A 23654-nucleotide genomic window follows, 5' to 3' on the forward strand; every position below is an offset into this window, starting at 1 on the left:
AACGTCACCGACCTGCTGGCCACCGCGGTCACAGCACTGGGCGGTTCGGAGCGCCTCGGCCAGATCGAGATGGCCGAGGCGGTGGCGCATGCCTTCGAGAGCGGCGAGCACCTGGCGGTTCAGGCGGGCACGGGGACCGGGAAGTCACTGGCCTACCTGGTGCCGGCGATCGCAAGGGCGGTCGACACCGAAGAGCCTGTCGTCATATCCACGGCGACCATCGCCCTGCAGCGCCAGCTCGTCGACCGCGACCTCCCGCGACTCGCCGAATCGCTGACCGAAGCACTACCGCGCAGCCCTGAATTCGCGCTCCTCAAGGGCCGCGGAAATTATCTGTGTCTCAACAAGATTCACAACGGATCGGCGACAGAGCCGGGCGAGCAGCCACAGGAGGAGCTCTTCGAACCGGTCGCGGCGTCAGCCCTCGGCCGCGACGTGCAACGGCTTGTCGCGTGGTCGTCGGATACGGAGACAGGTGATCGCGACGAGCTGACGCCCGGCGTGCCGGACCGGTCGTGGTCGCAGGTCAGCGTGTCGGCGCGGGAATGCATAGGCGTGTCACGCTGCCCGTTCGGCACCGACTGCTTCGCGGAGAAGGCCCGCGACAAGGCCGGACACGCCGATATCGTCGTCACCAATCACGCCCTGCTGGCCATCGACGCCGTTTCCGACGCCGCGGTGCTCCCCGAACACCGCCTGCTCGTCGTCGACGAAGCACACGAACTGGTCGAGCGGGTGACAAGCGTTGCGACAGGAGAGCTTTCGGCGACGTCGATGGGCGTCGCGCATAGACGCTCGGCGCGCCTGGTCGACCAGGAACTCGCGCAGAGGCTGGAGGCCGCGACCGCAACCCTTTCGTCGGTCATCCATGACGCCACGCCCGGGCGCATCGACATACTCGACGACGAAATGGCCACCTATCTGACCGCGCTGCGCGACGCCGCGCACCGGGTCCGGTCGGCGATCGACACCAGTCCGAGTGATCCGAAGGCGGCTTCGGCGCGCGCCGAAGCCGTTACCGCGCTGAACGATATGGGTGACACCGCATCGCGCATCCTGGACTCCTTCGTGCCTGCCATCACGGACCGTTCTGATGTGGTGTGGCTCGACCATGAGGACAACAGGGGCAACGTCCGCGCGGTGCTGCGGGTGGCGCCGTTGTCCGTGTCGGGCCTGTTGCGCAGCAGGCTCTTCGAACAGTCGACGGCGGTTCTCACCTCGGCCACCCTGACCATCGGCGGCACGTTCGACGCGATGGCGTCCGCGTGGGGGCTGGCCGGTGATGACGACAAGGTCCGGTGGCGCGGCATCGACGTCGGATCGCCGTTCGAGCATGCGAAGTCGGGCATCCTCTATGTCGCCGCGCACCTGCCACCGCCGGGCCGCGACGGTACCGGCTCGGCGGAGCAGCTCGACGAGATCGCCGCACTCGTCACCGCCGCGGGCGGCCGCACGCTTGGCCTGTTCTCCTCGATGCGCGCGGCCAAGGCCACCGCCGAGATCATGCGCACCCGACTCGACTCCCCGATCCTGTGTCAGGGCGAGGACACCACCTCGGCGCTGGTGAAGCGGTTCGCGGATGATGCCGAGACGTCGCTGTTCGGGACGCTGTCGCTGTGGCAGGGCGTCGACGTCCCCGGCCCGTCGCTGTCACTGGTGCTCATCGATCGCATCCCGTTTCCCCGGCCCGACGATCCCTTGCTGACAGCACGCCAGCGTGCGGTGGCCGCGCGCGGTGGAAACGGCTTCATGGCGGTCGCCGCCAGCCACGCGGCGCTGCTGCTCGCCCAGGGCGCCGGCCGGCTGCTGCGGCGCATCGACGACCGGGGTGTGGTCGCCGTGCTCGATTCGCGGATGGCCACCGCCCGATACAGCGGGTTCCTGCGGGCATCGCTGCCACCGTTCTGGGCGACCACCGACTCGATCCGGGTTCGCGAGGCCCTCGAACGCTTACGCGCGGGGTGACTTATTTCACTATCCTGTCGGGCAACTCCACGTGCGCGCCGCCCGGGCCGCCGGCAGCCCCGAAAGGCGGCCTCAATGCCCCCACGACTCCTGGTGGGCGCCGTGATCGCGACGGCCGCGGCGCTGCTCGTCACGTCGTGCAGCACGACGCTGCAGGGCAATGCGGTGTCGGTGTTCGACGACCCCTTCAGAGTCGCGGGCATGCCCGCCACCGACGGGGCCAGCGGTCTGCGCCCCGTGCCCGACCGCCCGTCGCGGGTCGTGCTCGGTACCGATGACGGCGATATGGACGAACTCGGTCGCCAGGCGATCAGCGACATCGAACAGTTCTGGGCAAGCACCTACAGCGAGTCGTTCGACGGCGAGTTCCAGACCGTCGACAGCCTGATCTCCTGGGACGCGAACGGCTTCGAGGACACGGAGTTCTGCGGGGACAGCACCTACGGAATCGTGAACGCGGGCTACTGCCTCGACGATCACACCATCGGATGGGACCGCGGCGAACTGATGCCCGCGCTGCACGAGGCGCACGGCGACATGGGTGTGACGATGGTGCTCGCGCACGAGTACGGGCACGCCATCCAGTACCAGTCCGGGATGGCAAACGACGACGTTCCGACCCTGGTGGCCGAACAGCAGGCCGACTGCCTAGCCGGCGCCTATATGCGCTGGGTGGCCGAAGACAATTCGCCACGCTTCACGCTGTCGACCGGTGAAGGGCTGAACAGTGTGCTTGCGGCCGTCATCGGTTTCCGCGATCCCGTGCTGAACGAGGATGACCCCGAAGTCGGCGTGGACGAACACGGTTCGGCGTTCGAGCGGGTGTCGGCATTCCAGTTCGGGTTCACCGACGGCGTGCAGGCCTGCAAGTCGATCGATATGAGAGAGATCGGCCAGCGCCGCGGCGACCTGCCTGTACTGCTCCCCGAGGATCGCACGGGTGAACTGGCGGTCACCAAGAAGTCGGTAGAGGACATCTACGAAGTCATGGGCACGTTGTTCAGCCCGAAGAACCCGCCGGAGTTGAGCTTCGATCCCGTCGACTGTCCCGACGCGCGCCCAAGTCCGCCGGTGTCGTTCTGCCCGGCATCCAACACGATCGCCGTCGATCTCCCCGAACTCGAAGCGATGGGCACCCAGTCGCAGACCGACGACGCCGTCGGCCTGGCGACCGGCGACAACACCGCGTACTCGGTATTCGTATCGCGGTACATGCAGGCCATTCAGAACGAGCACGGCGGCGTGGCGCTCGACAACGCCGAGGCCGCACTGCGCACCGCGTGTTTGACCGGTGTCGCCACCACGAAGCTCTCGAAGGACAGCTCCACGCCCGACGGGAACACCATCGTGCTGACCGCGGGGGACGTCGACGAGGCGGTGTCGGGGATCCTCACCAACGGGCTGGTCGCCAGCGACGTCAACGGTGAGTCGGTGCCGTCGGGATTCTCACGGATCGACGCGTTCCGCGTCGGCGTGCTCGGCGACCAGGACCGCTGCTTCAAGCGTTTCGACTGACCTCGATCTTCTAGATCTTTTTGGTCACGCCGTACCACGCCAGGACGGCTTCGGATTGGCTGGTCGACCTGGTCAGGAACGCGTACGAGCGGATGAACGACTCGCCCACGCAGCCGTCGATCTTGACGCGGAAGCCGCTGACCATCACCCACGGGTCGGTGCCGGAGTACTCCTTCTTCGTCACCGGGACCACGTTGACGAGGCCGGGCTTGAGTCCGACCGTGATGCCGGCGCCCATGTTTCCGCCGAGGGAGGGCAGGATGCCGTCGATCCCTGGTGAGATGACGTCGATGCCGATCAGCCCGATGGACGGGTTGAGGCCCATCGTGCCGGTCAGCGAGACACCGTTGGACGTGCTCATGTCGATACCGCAGCCGATCTCGTAGCCGACCTCGAGGGTGCCACCGGGTTCCTCGCCGTCGTCCGGTCCTGTCAGCGAGCCCATGTACGTTCCGCCGACGACGTATTCGCGCGACGACAGCGCGGTGGTGAGCGGCGGAATCGGGCCCTGCGTCTCGTCCTTCGCCGACAGCGTGAGCTGCCAATCATCGGGTGTGTTCGTCACCGCAGGGGGTGACGACTCGACGCGGCCGTCGTCAACCGGCGGTGCACCCCCGGGCGACAAGGGGGCGGCCGCGGGTGCGGGCGCATCGAAGGCGACAGGATCGGGCTGGGGCTGGGCGGAGGCAGTTCCGGCCAACGCACCACTCAGCAATCCGCCGATGGCCAATACCGTAGCGCCGCGCCGCAGCACATCCCCAAACGTCACAGCCGAGCCCTTCCCCAGACGTCACGGGAATTGACGCCCTGACCCCGGAACCTACCTCGATCGCTGTATGCACCGGGCAGGTGTCGGCGAGATCGTTTGATCGGCTTCCCAAAGCAGCGTCTAGGAAGGCATGCGCAACACAAAGCCGGATTCCAACGCGACCCAGAGCTCGCCATCCGGGCCGATCGCCAGGCCGTGCGGTTCACTGCCCGGCGGCAGGTCGATGGTGACGATCTCACCATCGCCGCTCACCCGCGCGAGCTGATTCGACCCCCACAGGCTCACCCACACACCGTCGTCCGGATCGGCGACGACGGCGTGCGGTTTGCCGGGCAGGTCGATCTCCTGGATCGCCTCGTCCATCGGAATACGGCCCAACTTCTCGGCGAGGATCTCGGTGAACCAGATCGCGTCGTCGTGCGTCGCGGAGATGCCGACCGGACCGGCTGCGGCAGTAGGTAATTCGCGCACAGTGAGGTCGCCTGACACCGTCAGACGGCCGATCGCACTGCGCTGGTTGAGGGTGAACCACAGCGCGTTGTCGGGCCCGCTGACGATCATCGAGGGCACGCCGCCGACGGCATGCAGGTCGGACAGCTCCCCGTCGACGGCGATTCTGCCGACGGCGCCCGTCGTCATCGCGGTGAACCACAGCGCACCGTCCGCCCCGACCGTGATGCCGTACGGCGCGCTTCCCTCGCCGACCTCGAAGGCGCTGAGCTCCCCCGCTGTGCTGATCCGCCCGATGCGGTCATCGCCGTTTCGGGTGAACCACAACGCACCGTCGGGACCCGCGGTGATGATCGACGGACGGCAGTCCGGCGCGACGGGAAACACTTCGGAATCGCCGCCCGCCGTCACCCGCGCGATCGCGCCACCGTGCACGAGCGTCACCCACATCGCCCCGTCCGGGCCTTTGGCCAGTGCGTACGGACCGCCGTCGAGGGAGACCTTGAGTGCTGCTGTCACGCGAGCGTGACGAGGCCGAGTTCGTTGTCTCCTGCCAGCAACGGATGATGAGGTAACACCCGCACCGTGTATCCCACCGGCCCCGCAACCGGCAGCGGCGCTGTCGTCGTGAAGATGTCGTTGCCACCGTCGGCCGTGCCCGTGTGCTGCATCGGCACGGTCACGGGTTCCACCAACACGTCCCCGGCGTCGACACGTCCCAGCACCGCCTGCACCGAGACCTCTTCGGGCTTCAAGTCGGCCAAGTGCACCGTCGCGGTCAGTGTCAGTTCGGAGCCCAGCACCGGCGTATCCGGAAGTCCATAGCTGTCGACATCGGTGATCTGGATCTTCGGCCATTCATCGGCCACGCGCTCGCGGTAGGCCGCCAGCTCGCGGGCGGCTCCGAACGGTTCCCCGTCGGCGCCCGGTTCGACGGTCCTGCGCAGCGATTGGGCGGCAGGTGCGTAGTACTGCTCGGTGTAGTCGCGCACCATCCGTGAAGCCAGCACCTTCGGCCCGAGCGCAATCAGCGTGTGACGAACCATCTCCACCCACCGCATCGGGACGCCGTGCTCGTTGCGGTCGTAGAACTTCGGGGCCACCGACTTCTCCATCAGGCGGTACAGCGCGGCGGCTTCGAGATCGTCGCGCCGCCCCTCGTCGGCCAGACCGTCGGCGGTCGGTATCTCCCAACCGTTCTCGCCGTCGTACCACTCGTCCCACCAACCGTCGCGGATCGACAGGTTCAGGCCGCCGTTGAGCGCACTCTTCATGCCCGACGTGCCGCACGCCTCCAGTGGTCTCAGCGGGTTGTTCAGCCACACGTCGCAGCCCCAATACAGCAGGCGCGCCATCGACATGTCGTAGTCGGGCAGGAACGCGATGCGATGCCGCACCTCGGGACGATCGGCGAACTTCACCACCTGCTGGATCAGCGCCTTTCCGCCGTCGTCAGCGGGGTGGGACTTGCCCGCAACGATCAACTGGATCGGTCGATCCGCATCGAGCAGCAGCTTCTCCAGCCGGTCCGGATCACGCAGCATCAGGGTCAACCGTTTGTAGGTCGGAACTCGCCTCGCGAACCCCATGGTCAACACATCGGGATCGAACGCCGTTGCAACCCAGCCCAATTCGGCCTCCGACGCGCCGCGCTCGAGCCAGGATCGTCGTAACCGTGCTCGGACGTCGTCGACGAGCTTCTTGCGCAGCTGCGAACGGATCCACCACATGTGCCCGGGATCGACCTGATGTAGCCGTTCCCACACCGCGGGCTCCCTCAGTTCGCCGAGGTCTTCACCGCCGATCAGTTCGCGGCCCAGCTCCATCCATTCGGGTGCCGCCCAGGTGGGCCCGTGCACGCCGTTGGTGATCGAGCCGATCGGTACCTCACCCGAGTCGAAGCCCGGCCACAACTCGTTGAACATGCCGCGGCTGACCTTGCCGTGCAGCAGTGAGACGCCGTTGGCGCGCTGGGCGAGCCGCAGGCCCATATGCGCCATGTTGAACTTCGACGGGTCGTCCTCGGCGCCGAACCAGATGATGCGGTCCAGTGAGACACCGGGCAGCAGCCGCGAATCGGCCCCGGCGGGTGCTCCCGGCGGGCTGCCGAAATACCGCTTGACCATCTCCACCGGAAACCGGTCGATTCCCGCGGGAACGGGGGTGTGCGTGGTGAACACCGTCGATGAGCGCACCACCGTCAGCGCGGTGTCGAAATCCAGGCCGGCGTCGATCAGTTCTCGGATGCGCTCAACACCCAGGAAACCGGCGTGCCCCTCGTTCATGTGGAACACCTCGGGGGAAGCCAGGTTCTCGATTTCGGTGTAGGCACGGATCGCGCGCACACCACCGATACCCGCAAGCATCTCCTGCTTGATCCGGTGTTCCTGGTCGCCACCGTAGAGCCGGTCGGTCACGCCACGCAGGTCGTGATCGTTCTCCGGAATGTCGGAATCTAACAGCAGCAACGGAATTCGGCCGACCTGGGCGATCCAGACGCGGGCGCGCAGCTCGTTGTCCTCGGGCATCGCGAGGTTGACCAAAACCGGCTCGTCCTTGGCGTCGGTGAGCAGCCGCAGCGGGAGTCCCTGCGGATCCAGCGACGGATAGCTTTCGTGCTGCCATCCGTCGGCGGTCAACGACTGCCGAAAGTAGCCGGAGCGGTACAGCAGGCCCACCGCGATCAGCGGCAGTCCGAGGTCTGACGCGGACTTCAAATGGTCGCCGGCGAGAATGCCAAGACCACCTGAGTAGTTGGGCAACACCTCGGCGACGCCGAATTCCATCGAGAAGTACGCGATACCGTTCGGCAGTTCGGCCCCATGTTCGAGCTGTTGCTGGTACCAGAGCGGCCGAGCCAGGTAATCGTCCAGTTCGGCAGCCAGTTCGTCGAGCCTGTGGAGAAATGATTCATCCACCGCGAGTTCGTCGAGACGTTTGGGGCTCACCTGCCCCAGCAACGCCACCGGGTCGTGTCCGACCTGCTTCCAGAGCTCCGAGTCGATCGTCGCGAACAGATCCTGGGTCGGTTTATCCCACGACCACCGCAGGTTGATCGACAACCTGTCCAGCGCAGCCATGCGATCGGGAAGATGGGCGCGGACGGTGAACCTTCGCAACGCTTTCACGCGACTCAACCTTACTGACATTTCGCCGGGCTGCAGTGCCGGTCCCCGTACTGCTTCACCTCCACTTGATTGGGCAGCGCACTACGGTGGGTATAAGGCGCGAAGAGGCGCGCACAAGCCGAACAACTGAGCTGAAACGACACAATGTGAAGGAGTGGTGGGAAGTGGTCGGTCGGATCGGGATCGATGACGTCGCCCCCGTCGTGTCCGGCGGACGTTACCCGGCCAAAGCGGTCGTCGGCGAGATCGTGCCGGTCCGGGCGACGGTATGGCGCGAGGGCCACGACGCGGTTTCGGCCACGCTCGTCGTCCGCTACCACGGCTCTGCCTATCCACAGCTCGTCAACGGACCCGCGGGCCTGCCTGCTGCGGCGTCGGAGGCGGTGCCCATCGACACCGTCGTCAGCCCCCGAGCCCGCATCACGCGCCACCACCTGCCGATGGCCACGGGAAAAACGCCCGATGTCTTTCACGGTCAATTCACCCCCGACAGCGTCGGACTGTGGACGTACCGAGTGGACGGGTGGGGCGATCCGATCGCGTCGTGGCGTAAGGCCGTCACCGCCAAGCTCGACGCCGGGCAGGGCGAAGTCGAGCTCGCCAACGATCTCCTGATCGGGGCGCGTTTGCTCGACCGAGCTTCGACGGGAATACCGCGCAAGCTGCGTGACCCGGTCATCGAAGCGGCGGAGCTTTTGCGCAAGCCCGGCGACCCGTTCACTCGTGCGGGTGCAGCGCTGTCGGCAGAAGTCACGGAGCTGCTCGCCGAGTATCCGTTGCGCGAATTGGTAACCCGCGGAGAGCAATACGGCGTATGGGTGGATCGACCACTGGCCCGGTTCGGCGGCTGGTACGAGCTGTTTCCGCGGTCGACCGGCGGCTGGGACAAGAAGGGCAAGCCGGTCCACGGAACGTTCGCAACCGCCACCAAGGCGCTCCCCCGTGTCGCCGCCATGGGCTTCGACGTCGTCTATCTCCCGCCCATTCACCCGATCGGCAAGGTCCATCGCAAGGGCCCCAACAACTCGGTGACCGCCGCGCCCGGCGATGTCGGCTCACCGTGGGCGATCGGCAGCGAAAAGGGCGGCCACGACGCGATCCATCCAAAACTGGGCACCATCGAGGACTTCGACGAGTTCATCGCCGCGACCCGCGATCACGGCATGGAAGTGGCACTGGACCTGGCCCTTCAGTGCGCCCCCGACCATCCGTGGGCCCAGGCCCATCCGGAGTGGTTCACGGTGCTGCCCGACGGCACCATCGCCTACGCCGAGAATCCGCCGAAGAAGTACCAGGACATCTATCCCATCAACTTCGACAACGACCCCGCAGGGTTGTACGAAGAGGTGCTACGGGTGGTCCGGTTCTGGGTCTCCCACGGCGTCAAGGTTTTTCGGGTGGACAATCCGCACACCAAGCCGCCTGATTTCTGGGCGTGGCTGATCGGCAAGGTCAAGAACGACGATCCCGACGTGCTGTTCCTCGCGGAGGCGTTCACCCGACCGGCACGTCTCTACGGTCTGGCCAAACTCGGATTCACGCAGTCCTACACGTATTTCACATGGCGCACGGCCAAGTGGGAGCTCATCGAGTTCGGCGAGCAGATCGCAGAGCACGCCGACTACGCGCGCCCCAATCTGTTCGTGAATACGCCCGACATCCTGCACGAGAGCCTGCAGCACGGCGGCCCGGGGATGTTCGCCATCCGGGCGGCGCTCGCTGCGACGATGAGCTCGACGTGGGGCGTGTATTCGGGCTACGAGCTTTTCGAGCACCGGCCCGTGCGCGAGGGCAGTGAGGAGTATCTCAATTCCGAGAAGTACGAGCTGCGGCCGCGCGACTTCGAAGCGGCCTTGGCGGACGGCGAATCACTCGAGCCATTCCTGACCCGGCTCAACGAGATCCGCCGCGTACACCCGGCGCTGCATCAGCTGCGCACCATCAAATTCCACCACGTCGACAACGACGCATTGTTGGCGTACAGCAAGTTCGACCCGGTGACGGGTGACCAGGTGCTGGTGGTGGTGACGCTCAACCCGTTCGGCCCGGAAGAGGCGACGCTCTGGCTTGATATGGGCGCACTGGGGATGGAACCCTACGACCGCTTCTGGGTGCGTGACGAGATCACCGGAAACGAATATCAATGGGGCCAAGCGAATTACGTTCGCCTCGACCCGGCCAACGCCGTGGCACACGTGTTGAACATGCCCCAGGTGCCGACCGACCAACGACTCAACCTACTGCGTAGGGAGTGACGAGATGACGCAGACCAATGAACGCATCAGCCCGAATCTGCGGCCACACACGGCCGACCTGAACCGCCTGCTTGCGGGCGAACATCACGATCCACATTCAGTTCTGGGCGCACACGAGTACGACGACCACACGGTCATCCGCGCCTATCGGCCCCACGCTGTCGAGGTGGTGGCCATCGTGGGCGGCGAGCGATACCCGTTCCAGCACATCGAAGGCGGCCTGTTCGCCGTGGCGTTGCCGATGACCAACCTGGTGGACTACCGCCTCGAGGTCGGCTACAACGCGGACGACGCACACGACGTGCACACCATCGCCGACGCCTACCGGTTCCTGCCGACGCTCGGCGAGATAGACCTACACCTCTTCGCCGAGGGCCGCCACGAGCGGCTCTGGGAGATCCTCGGCGCGCACCCCCGGAGTTTCACCACGCCCGACGGTGTGGTTGAGGGAGTTTCTTTCGCGGTGTGGGCACCGAATGCCAAGGGCGTCAGCCTGATCGGTGAGTTCAACCACTGGGATGGCAACGAGGCCCAGCTGCGAGTGCTCGGCTCGACGGGCGTGTGGGAGCTGTTCTGGCCCGGTTTCGAGATCGGCGAGCTCTACAAGTTCCGGGTGCACGGTGCTGACGGCTCGGTGGCCGACCGCGCCGACCCGATGGCGTTCGCGACCGAGGTGCCGCCGCAGACGGCGTCGAAGGTCACCAAGAGCGAATACACCTGGGCGGATCAGGACTGGATGACCCAGCGGGCGAAGCAAAACCCCGTCTTCGAGCCGATGAGCACCTACGAGGTGCATCTGATGTCGTGGCGACCGGGTCTGAGCTATCGCGAATTGGCAACCGAGCTCACCGATTACGTGGTGACCAACGGCTTCACCCACGTCGAATTGATGCCGGTCGCCGAGCACCCGTTCGGCGGTTCGTGGGGCTACCAGGTGACGTCGTACTACGCGCCGACGTCCCGATTGGGGACACCCGACGAATTCCGTCACGTGGTGGACGCCCTGCATCAGGCCGGTATCGGCGTGATCATGGACTGGGTCCCCGCGCACTTCCCGAAGGATGCGTGGGCATTGGGCCGCTTCGACGGCACCGCGCTGTATGAGCACTCCGACCCCACGCGCGGCGAACAACTCGACTGGGGCACGTACGTGTTCGACTTCGGCCGCGCCGAGGTCCGCAACTTCCTGGTGGCCAATGCGCTGTACTGGCTGCAGGAGTATCACATCGACGGCCTGCGGGTGGATGCCGTCGCATCGATGCTCTACCTGGACTATTCGCGGCCGGCCGACGGCTGGACACCGAACATCTACGGCGGACGCGAGAACCTCGAAGCCGTGCAGTTCCTGCAGGAGATGAACGCCACGGTGCACAAGCTGGCGCCCGGAGTCGTCACCGTCGCCGAGGAGTCCACGTCATGGCCCGGCGTCACCCGGCCGACAAACCTTGGTGGCCTTGGCTTCTCGATGAAGTGGAATATGGGCTGGATGAACGACACATTGGAGTTCATCAAGCGCGACCCCATCCACCGAAGCTTCCACCATCACGAGATCACGTTCTCGATGCTGTACGCCTTCAGCGAGAACTTCGTGTTGCCCATCAGCCACGACGAGGTGGTGCACGGCAAGGGCACGCTGTGGGGCCGCATGCCGGGCAGCGACCACGTCAAGGCAGCGGGCCTGCGTGGCCTGCTGGCCTATCAGTGGGCTCATCCGGGCAAGCAACTGTTGTTCATGGGCCAGGAGATCGGTCAGCGGGCCGAGTGGTCGGAGGAGCGCGGCGTCGACTGGTATCAACTCGACGAGAACGGCTTCTCCACCGGCGTGCAGCGCTTCGTGCACGATATGAACGGCATCTACCGCAGCAGGCGCGCGCTGTGGTCTCAGGACACGAAGCCGGAAGGTTACTCGTGGATCGACGCCAACGACTCGGCCAACAACGTGCTGAGTTTCATGCGGTTCGGCGATGACGGTTCGAAGTTGGCGTGCGTGTTCAACTTCTCCGGCACCGAACACACTCGGTATCGGCTCGGCCTACCGCATGCGGGCACCTGGCGGGAAGTTCTCAACTCCGACGCCGACATCTACAACGGTGCGGGCATCGGCAACTACGGTGCGGTCGAGGCGACCGACGAACCGTGGCACGGTCGTCCGGCGTCGGCGGTCATGGTGCTGCCCCCGCTTGCCGCGCTCTGGTTCGAACCCGCGGACTAGCTCCTCGCGGTCGACTAGTACAGCGCGTTGGCCAGCTTGCGCCGGCCGGCGATCACCTCGGGGTCGGCCGGGTCGAAGAGGTCGAACAACTCGATCAGCCGGGTTCGTACTCTCGTGCGGCCGTCGTCGGCGGTTCGCTTGAACAGTGCGATCAGTCGGTCGAACGCCGATGCGATGTTCTGCTGCAGGATCTCCACATCGGCCGCGGCGAGCCCCGCGTCGATATCGTCCGGTGCGGCATCTGCCACCGCCACCGCATCGGGGTTGTGCGCCGATGCGCGCTGCAAGAACGCGATCTGACGCACGGCGCCCTTGGCCTCGGGATCATTCGGCTTGGCATCCAGAATCGCCTGATACGCCTCGCGCGCGGCGTCGAAGTCGCCGTCGTCAAGATGTGCGCGTGCCTGGGCCAGTGCGGGATCCACCTGTTCGGGATCCTCGGCTCCGTCGCCGCCGCTGAGCTTTCCCGCGGTCGCTTCGAGCAGCGAGTCGATCCAGCCGCGCAACTGCTCGGGCGGCTGGGGCCCCTGAAAACTCGAGAGCGGTTGGCCAGCGCCCAGGGCGACCACAGTCGGGATGGCTTGCACGCCGAACATCTGCGCCACCCTCGGGACGGTGTCGACGTTGACCGTCGCCAGCGACCACTTGCCGCCGTCGGCGGCCGCAAGACCCGCCAGCGCGTCGCCCAGTTGAATACTTGCGTCGCTGCGCGGTGACCACAGCAGGACGACGACAGGAACCTGACTGGAGCGGACCAGAACCTCGGCTTCCAGATTGGCCTCGGTGACCTCAACACCACCAGTTGGGGCGGACGCGCCGCCAGCGGCGGCAGCAGCCGGCTGTTTGAGGGCCGAAAGGTCGATCGCACCAGCCATGGACGCCGCGACGGGACGTGGACGAGTCACGCCCACAAGTTTGTCACGTCGTTTCGGGTACCGGCTGCCCCGGTTGGATGATCGCCGCGACCGGCGCCGCAACGCCCATTTTGCCCGTCCGATCTGCCCATATGAGGAAGATCACACTGCCCAGCGGCACGATGCTCCCGATCAGCGCCAGCAACCACGTTCCGATCGTCCATTTGAATGCGAATCCGGTCAACGCGGCGACCACCACAAAGGCGACGAAGACCAGGCCGTGGGCCATGCCGAACACCTTCACGCCGATCTCGGTTGGCGCGCTGGCCAGGTACTTGAAATACATCCCGACCAGCAGGCCGACCCAGCTGACGGCCTCGAGAAGAGCCACCAGTCGAAACCATCCAGCAACGGAACGAAAATCAAACGCGCCTGTCATGGCCGCCATTGTGCCCGAAAACGGCACGAGTTACTACGCGCCGTCGTAGACCGCTAGCCCGCTCGCAGCACCAGCGCGTCGCCTTGGCCGCCGGCTCCGCAGAGCGCCGCGACGGCATATTCGGAACCGCGCCGTGCCAGCTCAAGGGCGGCATGCAGGGTGATCCGGGCGCCCGACATACCGATCGGATGGCCGATGGCGATCGCACCGCCGTTGACGTTGACCTTCTCCGGGTCGACGCCCAACTCCTTCATCGACGCGAGCCCGACCGCGGAGAACGCCTCGTTGATCTCGATGACATCTAGCTGATCGACCGAGATACCTTCGCGGGCAATCGCTTTCTTGATCGCATTGGCCGGCTGGGACTGCAGGGTGGAATCCGGGCCCGCAACCACACCGTGGGCGCCGATCTCGCACAGCCAGGTCAGCCCCATCTCCTGGGCCTTCTCCTTGTTCATCACCACAACTGCGGCCGCGCCGTCGGAGATCTGCGACGCCGATCCGGCTGTGATGGTGCCGTCCTTGCGGAAAGCCGGCTTGAGGCCGGCCAACGACTCGGCGGTGGTGTTGGCGCGGATGCCCTCGTCTTCGGTGAACTCGATCGGATCGCCTTTGCGCTGCGGGATCTTCACCGGCACGACCTCGTCGGTGAAGACGCCGTCTTTCCATGCCGCAGCGGCCTTTTGGTGCGAACGCGCCGCGAATTCGTCCTGCTCGGCCCGGGTGAACTGGTCAGCGTCGTTGCGCTGCTCGGTCAGTGCGCCCATCGGCTGATCGGTGAAGACGTCGTGGAGACCGTCGTACGCCATGTGATCGAGAACGGTGACGTCGCCGTACTTGTATCCGGCGCGGCTGTCCATCAGCAGGTGCGGCGCCTTGGTCATCGACTCCTGGCCACCTGCGACCACGACGTCGAACTCCCCTGCGCGAATCAACTGATCGGCCAGCGCGATGGCGTCGATACCGGACAGGCACATCTTGTTGATGGTCAGCGACGGGACATCCCAGCCGATGCCGGCGGCGACCGCCGCCTGCCTTGCGGGCATTTGCCCGGCTCCGGCGGTGAGGACCTGGCCCATGATGACGTATTCGACGGCCGAGGCCGGGACCTTGGCTTTTTCCAGTGCGCCTGCGATGGCAACGCCCCCCAGGTCGCTACCGGAGAAGTCTTTGAGCGACCCCATGAGTTTGCCGACTGGTGTGCGGGCTCCAGCAACAATTACCGATGTCGTCATTACTTACCTCCGGGGAATCCTGACGGCCAATGTGACCGATTACGCATATGCAACCGTTCTAGTAAACGTTACCGTTGGGTCATGACTGCCGAGCAGGTTGATGCCCGTCCGATCCTCGCAAGTGCGTTGGTGACAGCAATCGACCACGTCGGCATCGCGGTTCCCGATCTCGATAACGCCATCAAGTGGTACCACGACAACCTCGGGATGATCGTTCTGCACGAGGAAGTCAACGACGATCAAGGCATCCGCGAAGCCATGCTCTCCGTGCGCGGCGCGCCGGTCGGCAGCGCCCAGATCCAGTTGATGGCGCCGCTCGACGACACCTCGACCATCGCCAAATTCCTCGACAAGCGCGGCCCCGGGCTTCAGCAGATCGCCTATCGGGTCAGCGACCTCGATGCGCTCACCGAGCGCCTGCGCGCCGACGGCGTTCGGCTCATCTACGACGCACCCCGCCGCGGCACCGCAAACTCGCGGATCAACTTCATCCATCCCAAGGATGGCGGCGGCGTTCTCATCGAACTCGTCGAGCCCGCCGCAGATCACTGACGCCGCGCGTCAGGACCATCTGCGGGTCGGACCCCGGTTAGCCCGGTGAGTCCAGCAGGGTGTGTGCCAATGCCGTCTTTCGGAGGCGGCCTCTTCGCCGCCGTCAGCCGGCCAGACGACTAGATGCGCGGTGCCGGGACGGATTTCGTGATCACACCCGGGGCAGCGGTAGGTCTTGGCCGCACGCGCGGCCGCTATCGGGCGCACCTCGTACTCATAGCCGTCTTGACCGATTTCGATGCGCCTGGACGGGGGCAGCGGCGCAGCGCGCTGCTTGCGCGACGGTGTACGGCGCCGGGGCATGTCGTGACGCTCAGAAGAGCCGGAACTCGTCGCTGTCCATACCGCGCATCTGGTCGTAGTCCAATGTCACGCAACGAATCCCGCGATCGGTCGCCAGCGTCCGGGCCTGAGGTTTGATCTGCTGGGCGGCGAACACTCCCGCGACAGGCGCGAGAACGGTGTCGCGATTGAGGAGTTCGAGGTAGCGGGTGAGTTGTTCGACTCCGTCGATCTCGCCTCGCCGTTTGATCTCGACGGCGACCGAGCGGCCGTTTTCGTCGCGACACATCAGGTCGACCGGCCCTATCGCGGTCATGTATTCGCGGCGCACCAGCGAGTAGCCCGCGCCGAGCAGCTCGACGTGTTCGGCCAGCAGCTCCTGCAGATGCGCCTCGACACCGTCCTTCACCAATCCCGGATCGACTCCGAGTTCGTGGCTGGAGTCGTGCTCGACGTCCTCCAGCGTGATGCGCAACTGCTCCCCCGCCTTGTTTTCCACCACCCACACCGGTGCGGGCCCGTCGGGCTCCTCGGTCAGCCAGCAGGGCGGGCTCATCCAGTTCAGCGGCTTGTAGGCGCGGTCGTCGGCGTGGACGCTGACCGACCCGTCGGCCTTGATGAGCAACAGGCGGCGGGCCGACGGCAGATGAGCGGTCAGGCGCCCGACGTAGTCGACGGTGCATTGGGCGATCACGAGACGCACCCGAACCACCTTAGGGGGCGGCCCGGCAATTTACGCTGAGGGCACGATGACGGCCAACAAGTCCCTGGCACAGCGACTCGGTCGCGTGCTCGAGCGGGTCACAAGCCAGAGCAGCCGCGTACCCGCCACGCCTGAATACGGCTCGTGGGTACTGGGCCGGGTGTCCGAAAGCCAGCGCCGACGACGCGTGCGCATCCAGATCATTCTCACCGTATTCGTCGTCGTCGCGAACCTGATCGGGATCGGGGTGGCCACGCTCGTCGTCATCGTGGCATTCCCGACGCCGAACGTGTTCGACCCCGAGGCCCGCTGGATCACCTTCATCGCAGTCCCGATCTACGTCGCGACCGCGTTGATCGTCGGGGTGTTCTGGGCGACCCAACGTGTCATGAACAACGTGCGCTGGGCCATCGAGGAACGTCCGCCGACGCGCGAGGACCAGCGCAATACGTTCTACGCGCCGTGGCGGTTGACCCGTGTGCTGCTGGCCCTCTGGGGCATCGGCACCATCGTGCTCACTACGTTGTACGCACAGGTCAACACCGACTTCATCCCGAAGTGGTTGTTGGGCATCAGCTTTCCCGGCATCGTCGTCTCGGCCAGCTGCTTCCTGTTCACCGAGTTCGCGTTACGGCCGGTGGCAGCACAGGCGCTCGAGGCGGGCAAACCTCCGCGCCGCTTCGCCGAAGGCCTCATGGGCCGCACGATGCTGGTCTGGGCCCTGGGCTCAGGCGTGCCGGTCCTTGGCATCTTTCTCGCCGCGGCCATCACGTTGATACAGCAGAACGTGACGCCGACGCAGTTCACCGTGGCCGTCATGATTCTCGCGTTGTTCGCGTTGGTCTTCGGGTTCATCCTGATGTGGATCCTGTCGTGGCTCACCGTCACGCCGGTACGGGGAGTGCGCTCCGCCCTCAACCGCGTGGAGCAGGGCGACCTCGACACCAGCCTGGTGGTCTTCGATGGCACCGAACTCGGCCAGCTACAGCGGGGCTTCAACTCGATGGTTGCGGGATTACGTGAGCGAGAGCGCGTTCGGGATCTGTTCGGTCGCCACGTCGGCCGTGAGGTCGCTGCGGCGGCAGAGAAGCAGCGGCCGAAGCTGGGCGGCGAGGAGCGCCACGTCGCGGTGATTTTCGTCGACATCATCGGGTCCACACAATTGGTGACCGGCAGGCCGGCAACCGAGGTCGTCGAGCTGTTGAACCGATTCTTCGCGGTCATCGTCGATGAGGTCGACCGCCACCACGGCTTCGTCAACAAGTTCGAAGGCGACGCCGCACTTGCCGTGTTCGGCGCGCCCAATCATCTCGACAATCCGGAGGGCGAGGCGTTGGCTGCAGGTAGGGCGATCGCCCGGCGCATCCGCGATGAGGCGCCCGAATGCGACGCCGGCATCGGTGTCGCAGCGGGTGAGGCGGTCGCCGGCAACGTCGGCGCCAACGAACGCTTCGAGTACACCGTGATCGGCGAGCCCGTCAACGAGGCCGCCCGGCTCTGTGAACTGGCAAAAGACGCGCCCGGTCATCTACTTGCGTCGTCGGCGGCGGTGTCGAACGCAGACGAAGATGAACGAGCGCACTGGACTCTCGGTGATTCGGTGACGCTGCGTGGGCACGACGAACCGACTCAGCTCGCGCTTCCCGTCTAGCGTCAGCTGCTTTCGCCGCCCACTTCGGCAGGTAGCGGAGGCGGCAATGGGGTTGTCGGCGTTGGTGTCTCATCGGCGGCCGGCGGTGACTCTCCCACCTCCGACGTCTGCGCGGTGTTGATGTCTGTCATCGTTTCTTCGCGGATCACCCGCGAGCCCGCGCTGACGACCAATGAGTCGTCTGTGACCGTGTAGGTGATTCCGTCGTTGTCGGCGGTGTATTCGTCACCCGACTTCGTGGCGGGGACGACCAATTTGGCACCGTCGCGCAGACGCACACCGCGGTAGACGTACTCGCCGTCTACCTTGCAGATCGCCACCCGCGACGTAGTGGTGCTGCCGAACAAGACGGTCGCGCTGGCCGAGTCGCACCGCGCAGTGGAATTTATATAGCCCTGATCGTCAGCTGTGGGGGCTGCGGAAGCCGGTCCCCATCCAATAGTGGCCAGCACTGAGAACGCCGCCGCGGCGGCGATCAGGCGGAGGGCGGCCAGCCCGCGATTCGACATCGTCATCCACCAGAGCATGATCTGGCCTGTCGCGCGAGAGCCGATGCCGACAGTTGACGAGATCGTTAGGACCTCGAGACAACATTTGCGGTTCCATGCACCCCAACCACGATGTCGGTTTTCCGCCAGTGATGTCGGTGGGAGCGTGTAATCGTTTGAGGTATGCACGAGGATTTCGACCGCTGCTACCGGGCCGTCCAGTCCAAGGACGCGCGGTTCGACGGCTGGTTCGTCACCGCCGTGCTGACCACGAAGATCTATTGCAGGCCTAGCTGTCCCGTGCGCCCACCGTTCGCCAGGAACATGCGGTTCTACCCCACCGCCGCCTCGGCGCAGAAGGCCGGCTTTCGCGCCTGCAAGCGTTGTCGACCGGACGCGTCACCGGGATCGCCAGAGTGGAATGTCCGTGGCGACGTGGTCGCCAGGGCGATGCGACTCATCACCGACGGCACGGTCGACAGGGAAGGCGTCACGGGCCTCGCTGCTCGGGTGGGATACACCACGCGCCAACTCGAGCGGCTGTTGCAGGCAGAGGTTGGGGCCAATCCCCTCGCGCTGGCCAGGGCGCAGCGCGCACAGACCGCCCGCGTGCTCATCGAGACCACGGAATTGCCCTTCGGCGACGTCGCGTTCGCAGCGGGCTTCTCCAGCATCAGGCAGTTCAACGACACGGTACGCGCGGTTTGCGATCTGACACCGACCGCTCTGCGTCAGCGTGCGCGCTCGCGGTTCGGCCGCGGCGAAGGCGCGACCGGCACACTGTCGTTGCGGCTGCCGGTGCGCACACCGTTCGCCTACGAGGGACTGTTCGGCCACTTGGCGGCCAGTGCCGTGCCGGGCGTCGAGGAAGTGCGCGACGGTAGGTACCGCCGCACGTTGAGACTGGCCAATGGCAACGGAATCGTCAGCCTGACACCGCAACCCGATCATGTGCAATGCGAGATCGTGCTCGACGACTTTCGCGATCTCGCCGCCGCGATCGCACGATGCCGGCGTCTGCTCGACCTGGACGCGGATCCGGAAGCGGTCGTCGACGCGCTCGGTGCCGACCCTGACCTCGGTGTGGTGGTCGCCAAAGCACCGGGCCAGCGGATACCGCGGACCGTCGACGAGCACGAACTGGCGCTGCGCGTCGTGCTCGGTCAGCAGGTGTCGATAAAAGCCGCACGTACGCATGCCAGCCGCATCGTCACTGCTTATGGCCGGCCGGTCACCGACGTCAATGGTGGCCTCACACATGTGTTCCCGGCCGTGGAGGATCTCGCCGCAATCGACCCGACACACCTCGCGTTTCCGAAGTCGCGACAGCGGTCACTGATCGCGCTGATCGCTGCGCTGGCCCAGCGTGAGGTGGTGCTGGATGCCGGATGCGACTGGGAGCGGGCCCGTGCGCAGCTGATGGGGCTGCCCGGTATAGGACCGTGGACCGCGGAGATGATCGCGATGCGTGGGCTCGGGGACCCGGATGCCTTCCCCGCCAGCGATCTCGGAGTGCGTATAGCGGCAGAACAACTGGGTCTGCCTGCGGAGCCGCGGCCGCTGATCGAACACACCATGCGATGGCGCCCGTGGCGGTCATATGCCACCCAGCATCTTTGGACATCTTTGGATCACGCGGTCAACGAGTGGCCGCCGAAGGAGAAATGATGGATAACTTGCAATTTCGCGCCGTCAACAGCCCGGTCGGCCTGCTCACCCTTGCCGGCAAAGACGGACGGCTGAGGCATTTGAGGATGGTCGACCAGACCTATGAGCCGAGCCGCGAAGGATGGGAAGGCGATGAGACGGCGTTCCCCGACGCTGTCGAGCAGCTCGAAGCGTACTTCGCCGGGGAGAGAACCGATTTCGACATGAGCCTCGAGCTGGTCGGCACCGAGTTCCAACGACGGGTATGGGCAGCCCTGCTGACGATCCCGTACGGCGAGACGCGATCGTACGGTGAGATCGCACGGCAGATCGGATCACCCGGTGCGTTTCGGGCGGTCGGGCTGGCCAATGGCCACAACCCGATCGGCATCATCGTGCCGTGCCATCGGGTGATCGGGTCCAACGGCAGCCTCACCGGATACGGCGGCGGATTGGACCGGAAGCGGGCGTTGCTCGACATGGAACGGAATCGGGTTTCACCCGGCGCCACATTATTTGATTGAGGTCGAAACGCACTCCACGAATGCCTGTGCCCCCCAATAGAATTGGGGGGCACAGGGCTTAATTTGTGTTCGGCGGTGTCCTACTTTTCCACCCGTGTTGGGTAGTATCATCGGCGCTGGCAGGCTTAGCTTCCGGGTTCGGGATGGGTCCGGGCGTTTCCCTGCCGCTATTGACCGCCGTAACTTTATTCACTTTTCAAAGTGCCCCTGGTCTTGGAGGGGGTTTCCCGCTTAGATGCTTTCAGCGGTTATCCTGTCCGAACGTGGCTATCCAGCGGTGCCCCTGGTGGGACAACTGGTGGACCAGAGGTTCGTCCGTCCCGGTCCTCTCGTACTAGGGACAGGTTTCCTCAAGCTTCTGACGCGCGCGGCGGATAGAGACCGAACTGTCTCACGACGTTCTAAACCCAGCTCGCGTGCCGCTTTAATGGGCGAACAGCCCAACCCTTGGGACCTGCTCCAGCCCCAGGATGCGACGAGCCGACATCGAGGTGCCAAACCATCCCGTCGATATGGACTCTTGGGGAAGATCAGCCTGTTATCCCCGGGGTACCTTTTATCCGTTGAGCGACACCCCTTCCACTCGGGGGTGCCGGATCACTAGTCCCGACTTTCGTCCCTGCTTGACGTGTAGGTCTCGCAGTCAAGCTCCCTTGTGCACTTACACTCAACACCTGATTGCCGTCCAGGTTGAGGGAACCTTTGGGCGCCTCCGTTACTTTTTAGGAGGCAACCGCCCCAGTTAAACTACCCGCCAGGCACTGTCCCTGAACCGGATATACGGTTCGAGGTTAGAGGCCCAATACGATCAGAGTGGTATTTCAACAACGACTCCACCATCACTGGCGTGATGGCTTCATAGTCTCCCACCTATCCTACACAAACCGTATCGAGCACCAATACCAAGTTGTAGTGAAGGTCCCGGGGTCTTTTCGTCCTGCCGCGCGTAACGAGCATCTTTACTCGTAATGCAATTTCGCCGAGTCTATGGTTGAGACAGCTGAGAAGTCGTTACGCCATTCGTGCAGGTCGGAACTTACCCGACAAGGAATTTCGCTACCTTAGGATGGTTATAGTTACCACCGCCGTTTACTGGGGCTTAAATTCTCCGCTTCACCCCGAAGGGTTAACGGGTCCTCTTAACCTTCCAGCACCGGGCAGGCGTCAGTCCGTATACATCGTCTTGCGACTTCGCACGGACCTGTGTTTTTAGTAAACAGTCGCTTCTCACTGGTTTGTGCCACCCCCCAACGCTGCCGGCCGCGAAGGCCATGACGTGAGGGGGTCCCCCTTCTCCCGAAGTTACGGGGGCATTTTGCCGAGTTCCTTAACCATAGTTCACTCGTACGCCTTGGTATTCTCTACCTGACCACCTGTGTTGGTTTGGGGTACGGGCCGTGTACACGCTCGCTAGAGGCTTTTCTCGACAGCATAGGATCACCAAATTCGCCTCACTCGGCTATGCATCACCTCTCAGACATGTGAACGACGGATTTGCCTATCGTTCGTCCTACAGGTTTGCCCCAGTATTACCACTGACTGGTATGGCTACCTTCCTGCGTCACCCCATCGCTTGACTACTACCCAACCGGGTCCCACGCAGCCGGTGATTCTCGCTCCCCGAAGGGATTGATGAACCACCATTTGGGTGGTTAGCAGATTGAATTCATCAGGGACGCTTATACACGGGTACGGGAATATCAACCCGTTGTCCATCGACTACGCCTGTCGGCCTCGCCTTAGGTCCCGACTCACCCTGGGCGGACTGGCCTGGCCCAGGAACCCTTGGTCTTTCGGCGGGCAAGGTTCTCACTTGCCTTATCGCTACTCATGCCTGCATTCTCACTCCCACACCCTCCACAGCTGGATCACTCCGCTGCTTCACTGGATGCAGGACGCTCCCCTACCCAACGTCACCCCCCGAAAGGGGTGGTCGTTGCCGCGGCTTCGGCGGTGTGCTTGAGCCCCGCTACATTATCGGCGCACAATCACTTGACCAGTGAGCTATTACGCACTCTTTCAAGGGTGGCTGCTTCTAAGCCAACCTCCTGGTTGTCTTTGCGACTGCACATCCTTTTCCACTTAGCACACGCTTAGGGGCCTTAGCCGGCGATCTGGGCTGTTTCCCTCTCGACGCACGGAGCTTATCCCCCGCCGTCTCACTGCCACACTCTTGGACTTGTCGGCATTCGGAGTTTGGCTGACGTCAGTAACCTAGTAGGGCCCATCGGCCATCCAGTAGCTCTACCTCCAACAAGAAAAATGTGACGCTGCACCTAAATGCATTTCGGGGAGAACCAGCTATCACGGAGTTTGATTGGCCTTTCACCCCTACCCACAACTCATCCCCTCAGTCTTCAACCTAAGTGGGTTCGGGCCTCCACAACATCTTACTGCTGCTTCACCCTGGCCATGGGTAGATCACTCCGCTTCGGGTCCAGAACACACCACTACACCAATTCCTATGAATTGGATACGCCCTATTCAGACTCGCTTTCGCTGCGGCTACCCCACACGGGTTAACCTCGCGACATGTCCCTGACTCGCAGGCTCATTCTTCAAAAGGCACGCCATCACCCCACACATAAAGCGAGGGCTTTGACGGATTGTAGGCACACGGTTTCAGGTACTCTTTCACTCCCCTCCCGGGGTACTTTTCACCATTCCCTCACGGTACTAATCCGCTATCGGTCACTGGGAAGTATTCAGGCTTACCGAGTGGTCTCGGCAGATTCACAGCAGATTTCACGGGCCCGCTGCTACTCGGGGACACTGCGACAACAGAGCACGTGTTTTCGGTTACGGGGCTCTCACCCTCTACGGACAGGCCATCCCAGACCACTTCACCTAACACGAGCTTTTATCACTGCTGCTCCGATCGGCGGACCGAAGAACACAGACCCCACAACACCGCACACACAACCCCCGCCGGGTATCACATGCACACGGTTTAGCCATCCTCCGCTTTCGCTCGCCACTACTCAC

The 23654-nt window shown here is 64.5% G+C and carries 17 protein-coding genes and 1 other annotated feature (1 of these 18 cut by a window edge); of the genes, 8 read left to right on the forward strand and 9 right to left on the reverse strand.

The window, feature by feature from the left end; translation table 11 throughout:
• Nucleotides 1-12: 12 nt before the first annotated feature.
• Nucleotides 13-1965 carry an ATP-dependent DNA helicase gene (locus AB4Z42_RS11745; RefSeq protein ID WP_442009574.1) on the forward strand — a complete coding sequence of 651 codons (1953 nt, stop codon included), beginning with the start codon at nucleotides 13-15 and terminating at the stop codon, nucleotides 1963-1965.
• Nucleotides 1966-2040: 75 nt separating this feature from the next.
• Nucleotides 2041-3480: a neutral zinc metallopeptidase gene (locus AB4Z42_RS11750; RefSeq protein ID WP_442009327.1), complete on the forward strand. Its 1440-nt coding sequence runs from the start codon at nucleotides 2041-2043 to the stop codon at nucleotides 3478-3480.
• Nucleotides 3481-3490: 10 nt separating this feature from the next.
• Here AB4Z42_RS11750 and AB4Z42_RS11755 read toward each other — a convergent pair whose 3' ends face one another.
• From AB4Z42_RS11755 to AB4Z42_RS11765, 3 genes are all read right to left on the reverse strand, one after another.
• Complete coding sequence (locus tag AB4Z42_RS11755) at nucleotides 3491-4249, reverse strand: MspA family porin (protein WP_442009328.1); 759 nt, start codon at nucleotides 4247-4249, stop codon at nucleotides 3491-3493.
• A 120-nt stretch (nucleotides 4250-4369) separates the two neighbouring features.
• Nucleotides 4370-5218, reverse strand: coding sequence for a virginiamycin B lyase family protein (locus tag AB4Z42_RS11760; protein ID WP_442009329.1), 849 nt, complete (start codon nucleotides 5216-5218; stop codon nucleotides 4370-4372).
• A complete protein-coding gene (locus AB4Z42_RS11765; RefSeq protein ID WP_442009330.1) occupies nucleotides 5215-7827 on the reverse strand; it encodes a glycosyltransferase family 1 protein in 2613 nt (870 codons plus the stop codon). Before AB4Z42_RS11765 ends, AB4Z42_RS11760 begins: the two co-directional genes overlap by 4 nt.
• Nucleotides 7828-7991: 164 nt before the next feature.
• Here AB4Z42_RS11765 and AB4Z42_RS11770 point away from each other — a divergent pair, with 164 nt between their 5' ends.
• Entirely contained in the window at nucleotides 7992-10082 is a 2091-nt protein-coding gene (locus AB4Z42_RS11770; RefSeq protein ID WP_442009575.1) for an alpha-1,4-glucan--maltose-1-phosphate maltosyltransferase, read from the forward strand.
• A 4-nt stretch (nucleotides 10083-10086) separates the two neighbouring features.
• The gene (glgB, locus tag AB4Z42_RS11775) at nucleotides 10087-12294 is read left to right on the forward strand and encodes a 1,4-alpha-glucan branching protein GlgB (protein WP_442009331.1); all 2208 of its coding nucleotides are present in this window, start codon (nucleotides 10087-10089) and stop codon (nucleotides 12292-12294) included.
• Nucleotides 12295-12308: 14 nt separating this feature from the next.
• Here the strand turns inward: glgB and AB4Z42_RS11780 are convergent, their stop codons facing one another.
• Genes AB4Z42_RS11780 through AB4Z42_RS11790 form a run of 3 tightly spaced genes read right to left on the reverse strand, consistent with a single transcriptional unit; the run spans nucleotide 12309 to nucleotide 14822 of the window.
• Complete coding sequence (locus tag AB4Z42_RS11780; protein WP_442009332.1) at nucleotides 12309-13199, reverse strand: co-chaperone YbbN; 891 nt, start codon at nucleotides 13197-13199, stop codon at nucleotides 12309-12311.
• Between the two features lie 13 nt (nucleotides 13200-13212).
• Nucleotides 13213-13596, reverse strand: a complete 384-nt coding sequence (locus AB4Z42_RS11785) for a DUF3817 domain-containing protein (protein WP_442009333.1) — start codon at nucleotides 13594-13596, stop codon at nucleotides 13213-13215.
• A gap of 44 nt (nucleotides 13597-13640) precedes the next feature.
• Nucleotides 13641-14822 carry an acetyl-CoA C-acetyltransferase gene (locus AB4Z42_RS11790; protein ID WP_442009334.1) on the reverse strand — a complete coding sequence of 394 codons (1182 nt, stop codon included), beginning with the start codon at nucleotides 14820-14822 and terminating at the stop codon, nucleotides 13641-13643.
• 81 nt (nucleotides 14823-14903) lie between these two features.
• Here AB4Z42_RS11790 and mce point away from each other — a divergent pair, with 81 nt between their 5' ends.
• Nucleotides 14904-15374: a methylmalonyl-CoA epimerase gene (gene mce / locus AB4Z42_RS11795; protein ID WP_442009335.1), complete on the forward strand. Its 471-nt coding sequence runs from the start codon at nucleotides 14904-14906 to the stop codon at nucleotides 15372-15374.
• Between the two features lie 9 nt (nucleotides 15375-15383).
• Here the strand turns inward: mce and AB4Z42_RS11800 are convergent, their stop codons facing one another.
• Together AB4Z42_RS11800 and nucS are read right to left on the reverse strand one after the other, a co-directional pair.
• On the reverse strand, nucleotides 15384-15677 hold the full coding sequence (locus AB4Z42_RS11800; RefSeq protein WP_442009336.1) for a hypothetical protein: 294 nt from the start codon (nucleotides 15675-15677) through the stop codon (nucleotides 15384-15386).
• A gap of 10 nt (nucleotides 15678-15687) precedes the next feature.
• Nucleotides 15688-16359 (reverse strand): endonuclease NucS, encoded by a 672-nt coding sequence (gene nucS, locus AB4Z42_RS11805; protein WP_442009337.1) that lies wholly within the window; start codon nucleotides 16357-16359, stop codon nucleotides 15688-15690.
• Between the two features lie 46 nt (nucleotides 16360-16405).
• Here nucS and AB4Z42_RS11810 point away from each other — a divergent pair, with 46 nt between their 5' ends.
• Nucleotides 16406-18010 carry an adenylate/guanylate cyclase domain-containing protein gene (locus tag AB4Z42_RS11810; RefSeq protein ID WP_442009338.1) on the forward strand — a complete coding sequence of 535 codons (1605 nt, stop codon included), beginning with the start codon at nucleotides 16406-16408 and terminating at the stop codon, nucleotides 18008-18010.
• A 2-nt stretch (nucleotides 18011-18012) separates the two neighbouring features.
• On the opposite strand, the gene AB4Z42_RS11815 is transcribed toward AB4Z42_RS11810, so the two are convergent.
• Nucleotides 18013-18519 carry a hypothetical protein gene (locus tag AB4Z42_RS11815; protein ID WP_442009576.1) on the reverse strand — a complete coding sequence of 169 codons (507 nt, stop codon included), beginning with the start codon at nucleotides 18517-18519 and terminating at the stop codon, nucleotides 18013-18015.
• A 162-nt stretch (nucleotides 18520-18681) separates the two neighbouring features.
• Here AB4Z42_RS11815 and AB4Z42_RS11820 point away from each other — a divergent pair, with 162 nt between their 5' ends.
• Complete coding sequence (locus AB4Z42_RS11820; protein WP_442009339.1) at nucleotides 18682-20166, forward strand: AlkA N-terminal domain-containing protein; 1485 nt, start codon at nucleotides 18682-18684, stop codon at nucleotides 20164-20166.
• Entirely contained in the window at nucleotides 20166-20669 is a 504-nt protein-coding gene (locus AB4Z42_RS11825) for a methylated-DNA--[protein]-cysteine S-methyltransferase (protein ID WP_442009340.1), read from the forward strand. Before AB4Z42_RS11820 ends, AB4Z42_RS11825 begins: the two co-directional genes overlap by 1 nt.
• A 67-nt stretch (nucleotides 20670-20736) precedes the next feature.
• Nucleotides 20737-23654: a sequence feature (most likely nonfunctional fraction of RNA operon), on the reverse strand (it continues 239 nt past the right edge of the window).

It is taken from the genome of Mycobacterium sp. 2YAF39 (assembly GCF_052114565.1).
Classification (GTDB): domain Bacteria; phylum Actinomycetota; class Actinomycetes; order Mycobacteriales; family Mycobacteriaceae; genus Mycobacterium.

Bases quoted from the DNA above. Each gene is read 5' to 3' on its own strand.
- mce (WP_442009335.1), top strand. From the start codon at position 14,904: ATGACTGCCGAGCAGGTTGATGCCCGTCCGATCCTCGCAAGTGCGTTG.
- glgB (WP_442009331.1), top strand. From the start codon at position 10,087: ATGACGCAGACCAATGAACGCATCAGCCCGAATCTGCGGCCACACACG.
- AB4Z42_RS11820 (WP_442009339.1), top strand. From the start codon at position 18,682: ATGCACGAGGATTTCGACCGCTGCTACCGGGCCGTCCAGTCCAAGGAC.
- AB4Z42_RS11815 (WP_442009576.1), bottom strand. From the start codon at position 18,519: ATGTCGAATCGCGGGCTGGCCGCCCTCCGCCTGATCGCCGCCGCGGCG.
- AB4Z42_RS11790 (WP_442009334.1), bottom strand. From the start codon at position 14,822: ATGACGACATCGGTAATTGTTGCTGGAGCCCGCACACCAGTCGGCAAA.
- AB4Z42_RS11785 (WP_442009333.1), bottom strand. From the start codon at position 13,596: ATGGCGGCCATGACAGGCGCGTTTGATTTTCGTTCCGTTGCTGGATGG.
- AB4Z42_RS11750 (WP_442009327.1), top strand. From the start codon at position 2,041: ATGCCCCCACGACTCCTGGTGGGCGCCGTGATCGCGACGGCCGCGGCG.
- AB4Z42_RS11825 (WP_442009340.1), top strand. From the start codon at position 20,166: ATGGATAACTTGCAATTTCGCGCCGTCAACAGCCCGGTCGGCCTGCTC.
- AB4Z42_RS11800 (WP_442009336.1), bottom strand. From the start codon at position 15,677: ATGCCCCGGCGCCGTACACCGTCGCGCAAGCAGCGCGCTGCGCCGCTG.
- AB4Z42_RS11810 (WP_442009338.1), top strand. From the start codon at position 16,406: ATGACGGCCAACAAGTCCCTGGCACAGCGACTCGGTCGCGTGCTCGAG.